Origin of the sequence: Psychrobacter sp., assembly GCF_018260395.1 — a bacterium.
GTDB lineage: Bacteria > Pseudomonadota > Gammaproteobacteria > Pseudomonadales > Moraxellaceae > Psychrobacter.
The window spans coordinates 1-4,050 of sequence record NZ_JAGLBC010000176.1 but is presented as its reverse complement, the minus strand read 5'-3'; the positions used below and the strand labels follow the sequence as shown (position 1 = coordinate 4,050).

Genomic DNA, 4,050 nt, shown 5'->3' with positions numbered 1-4,050 from the left:
TAATTTGCTTAAAACTAGTTTAATTGTCAGTAGATAAAGTTTTTACTATAAATTTAATTTTATGAAGATTTATAGATTATAGCGAACTTTATAGAGGGGAGCACTTAGAGTTTTTAAAAATAAATATAGAAGATTAAAACTAAGAATTAATAAGGAAAACTTATAAATTTTTAATCAATTATGACATTTGTAATCCCTTTAATAATTAGAATAGCTACATAAATGTTTAATTTTGTATTGAGATATGATATAAATATATTTAGTATTACTTAAGTGTTTTATTATCAACGAGTTCGCTTCATGTCTAGTTATGGATAATATAGACATTATAATTAATTATAGGGAAATAAAAATGTTCGTATCTTCTTCGCTGAAACACTCAGTGACCTCTTCAAAAACTGCAATTGCAGCACTATTCATAATAGCAAGCTTAGGTACAGTAAGCTGTTCTAATCAATCTAATGAGACAAAAGCTGAAGGTAGCGAAACAACTTCTTCAGAATCAACAACTTCTGATAAGCTTCAAACTAAATTTGTAACCCTAGCAACAGGCGGCGCTTCTGGTCCCTATAATATTATTGGTACGGCTCTCACAGAAGCCTATAACGCCACTTATGGCGTTAATTCAAAGACCCAGACTACTGGAGCCTCGGTTGAAAACATGAATCTTATCAATCAAGGTAAAGTTGAAATGGCTTTTGCAATGAGTGATGTTGTGAATGATGCAGTTAAAGGCCAAAATAATTTTAGTGCTCCTATTACCAAAATTCAGCAAATCGCTGCTTTATATCCAAACTATGTTCAAATAGTTACCTCAAAAAAATCAGGTATCAAAAACTTTGAAGATCTAAAGGGTAAAAGAATCGCAGTAGGGGCTCAAAACTCAGGTGTTGAAGTGAATGCACGGAATCTCCTTAAAGGTTTTGGCATTAGCTATGATGATGTAAAAGTTGATTATCTTGGCTATGCAGAAGCTGCAGATGCACTTAAGTCTGGAAAATTAGATGCAGCATTTTTAACCAGTGGTCTACCAAATTCATCGCTTATGGAATTAGAGCAAGGTTTTGATTTGCAGTTGGTCAGCATCGACCCTGCAAAAGTGGCAGAAATAGCTAAAAATGAAACCTATTTTACTGCTAAAGAGATTCCAGCTGGCACATATGGTAATGAGACCGCTATTCCAACTGCAGCTATTATGAATGCATTTGTGGTAAGTTCTGATCTAAGCGAAGATGACGTGTATAAACTTACTAAGACATTTTTTGAGAGTTTAGATAAGTTAAAAACAGCCCACCAAGCAGCTGCTGGTATCAGTATAGAGACAGCTCAGCAGGGGCTAGTGGCACCAATTCACCCTGGTGCTAAGAAATATTATGACGAGCAGAATTCATCTAAATAATGAAAGGACGTCATACAATAATTCATCTAAAAGATCAGTTTAAGCAGTATCGCTTAACTGGTCTTTTTTATAGCATCCTAATTGCACTTACATTAATAGCCATGGGACTTGTTACTAAAGCTTTATTTTTTAGCAAACATCCTGTCATTACGGTGCAATTTTATGACCATGAATGTGTCATAAAAAACCATTTTAAACTTAAATGGATTCATTCTGTTGAAAAGCAGTGGTGGATAGAGTCTTATCAAATAAACAAAAATCAATTGTTATTGACTGATACTTATTTTCAAACCTTTGGTGCCGGCACGCCCTCTAACGGAAAGCTAGGCAAAGAAAATGCTTTATACCCAGGATATGTTCATTATCAAGTAGATGTTGAATTACCTTATTTAAACTGGATGATATCTAGTAATATTAAGGCACAAATATTGACAGATCAACAAGCTTTGCCTATTTATAAATGGGTAGAGGATTATACAAATATTTATATTTTTACTAGTATGCAGAGTCAATGGAACTTACTACGACAGGAGTCATGCAATGAATACGCCCATAGGCAAACCTAATCAGGTCTCGCCTAAAACTTCAACTGCCGATTCATCAAAATTAGAGACGCGAACCAAAGAAGTTCTGAAATCTGAAATTATTGATACCTCGGCACCCTCGGCAGAAAAACAACAAGAAATATTAGAGAAATTTGACCGAGAGTCCATAACCCGTCACCTTAAAAACAAAAAGTTAGGGTGGGTAATCGCACTATTGGCGATTGCCTATTCACTGTTTCACTTATATATTACTTTTAACCCCATGCCTGCACTACTTCAACGAGCAATCCATGTTGGGGTTGGCTTTGGCTTAATTTTCGTCATTTATCCTGCTACCAAAAAGTCTTCACGATTAAAGGTAGCCTGGTATGACTGGATTTGGTTTTTGATGTTCTTATCTGGTGTGGTTTATTTACTTTACGAGTATCAAAATATAGTCACGATTCGCGGCGGTATTCCTAATCAATGGGATATTGTGTTTGCGATAATTACAGTACTTTGTGTGTTAGAAGGAACACGTCGTATCACTGGGTTTATTTTGCCTTTATTTGCTTTGGTCTTTTTAGCCTATCCCTTCTTTAGTCATTTAAGTTTTATGCCAGATAGATTGCTAACTCGCCAATATGATATTGGTGATATATTTGGTCAACTGTATCTTAAGACCGAAGGTTTGTATTCAACCGCTATCGGTGCTTCAGTGACTTTCATATTCTTATTTATTCTGTTTGGTGCTTTTTTATCCCGCTCAGGTATGGGGCAGTTATTTAATGACTTAGCGTTGGCTCTAGCAGGTCATAAGCAAGGAGGACCTGCAAAAGTTGCGGTCATCTCAAGTGGATTTATGGGCAGTATCAATGGTGCAGCCGTTGCCAATGTGGTAGGTACAGGTGCCTTTACCATTCCGCTTATGAAAAAGGTTGGTTATCATAAAAACTTCGCTGGAGCAGTAGAAGCGAGTGCTTCGGTAGGTGGGCAGGTATTACCACCAATTATGGGCGCTAGTGCCTTTATCATGGCGGAAACGACAGGTGTTAAATACAGTACTATTGCCTTGGCCGCTTTATTACCTGCGGTTTTATATTATCTAGGGGTTATTGCACAGGTTCATTTTAGAGCAGGGCGCCGTGACTTAAAAGGTATTGCCAAAGAGAGCTTACCACGCATTAAAGATGTGATGAAAGCACGTGGTCATATGCTTTTACCCATAATATTTTTAGTATTTTTATTGGCCAAATCCGTACCGGTTGGATTTGCTGCTGCATACACCATCGGCTTTACGGTAATTGTGAGTATGATTCGCGCAGAGACACGCATGGGCATAAAAGATATATTGGGCGCCTTGCAGGACGGGGCACGCCAATCTCTTGCAGTCATGGCGGCTTGTGCTGTAGTCGGGATTATCATTGGGGTGGTTAGTTTAACCAGTTTTGGTTCAGTAATGACTTCATCCATTGTAACGCTAGGTGCAGGGTCCTTATTTTTAACCCTTATTTTGACTATGCTTGCTTCAATGGTGTTAGGTATGGGACTGCCTTCTATTCCTGCCTATATTATTACTGCCACAATGGCTGCGCCTGCTTTGGCAGGTTTTGACATTCCTATATTATCGGCGCATATGTTTGTTTTTTATTTTGGTATTTTTGCCAATATAACGCCGCCTGTGTGTTTAGCAGCATTTGCAGGAGCAGGTATAGCTGGTGGCGATCCGATGAAAACAGGATTTCAGTCATTAAGATTGGCGCTGGCAGGGTTTATTGTGCCCTTTATGTTTATCTATAACCCTACCATGTTGATGATAGATCCGGTTGGTCTTGCAGTGACTGCCAAAGAATTTCCACTACCTCCAATCATTGAAATTATCACCGTGGTATTTACCTCAGTAACTGGTGTAATAGGCTTAAGTGCGGCAGTTGAAGGCTACTTCAAAGGTGAGATGAATATGGTGACACGCATAATCTTAGCAGCGGGTGCCTTATTATTGATATACCCTGAATTTATGACCGATATAATAGGAGGCTTAATAGTGGTTGGTATTATTGGATTAAATATTAATGCTAATAAATCAAACCATAAGCCCATTCAAGTGACTACTATTTAGTTGATTAT

At 37.6% G+C, this 4,050-nt stretch carries 3 protein-coding genes; all 3 read left to right on the top strand.

Features of this window, described 5'->3' with window-relative positions:
• Nucleotides 1-352: 352 nt before the first annotated feature.
• Genes QZ265_RS10040 through QZ265_RS10030 form a run of 3 tightly spaced genes read left to right on the top strand, consistent with a single transcriptional unit; the run spans nt 353 to nt 4,042 of the window.
• Nucleotides 353-1,399, top strand: coding sequence for a TAXI family TRAP transporter solute-binding subunit (locus QZ265_RS10040; protein ID WP_296405815.1), 1,047 nt, complete (start codon nt 353-355; stop codon nt 1,397-1,399).
• Nucleotides 1,399-1,965, top strand: a complete 567-nt coding sequence (locus tag QZ265_RS10035) for a DUF1850 domain-containing protein (RefSeq protein ID WP_296405813.1) — start codon at nt 1,399-1,401, stop codon at nt 1,963-1,965. Before QZ265_RS10040 ends, QZ265_RS10035 begins: the two co-directional genes overlap by 1 nt.
• On the top strand, nt 1,940-4,042 hold the full coding sequence (locus QZ265_RS10030) for a TRAP transporter permease (RefSeq protein WP_296405812.1): 2,103 nt from the start codon (nt 1,940-1,942) through the stop codon (nt 4,040-4,042). Before QZ265_RS10035 ends, QZ265_RS10030 begins: the two co-directional genes overlap by 26 nt.
• Nucleotides 4,043-4,050: the final 8 nt, after the last annotated feature.

Bases quoted from the DNA above. Each gene is read 5' to 3' on its own strand.
- QZ265_RS10040 (WP_296405815.1), top strand. From the start codon at position 353: ATGTTCGTATCTTCTTCGCTGAAACACTCAGTGACCTCTTCAAAAACT.
- QZ265_RS10035 (WP_296405813.1), top strand. From the start codon at position 1,399: ATGAAAGGACGTCATACAATAATTCATCTAAAAGATCAGTTTAAGCAG.
- QZ265_RS10030 (WP_296405812.1), top strand. From the start codon at position 1,940: ATGAATACGCCCATAGGCAAACCTAATCAGGTCTCGCCTAAAACTTCA.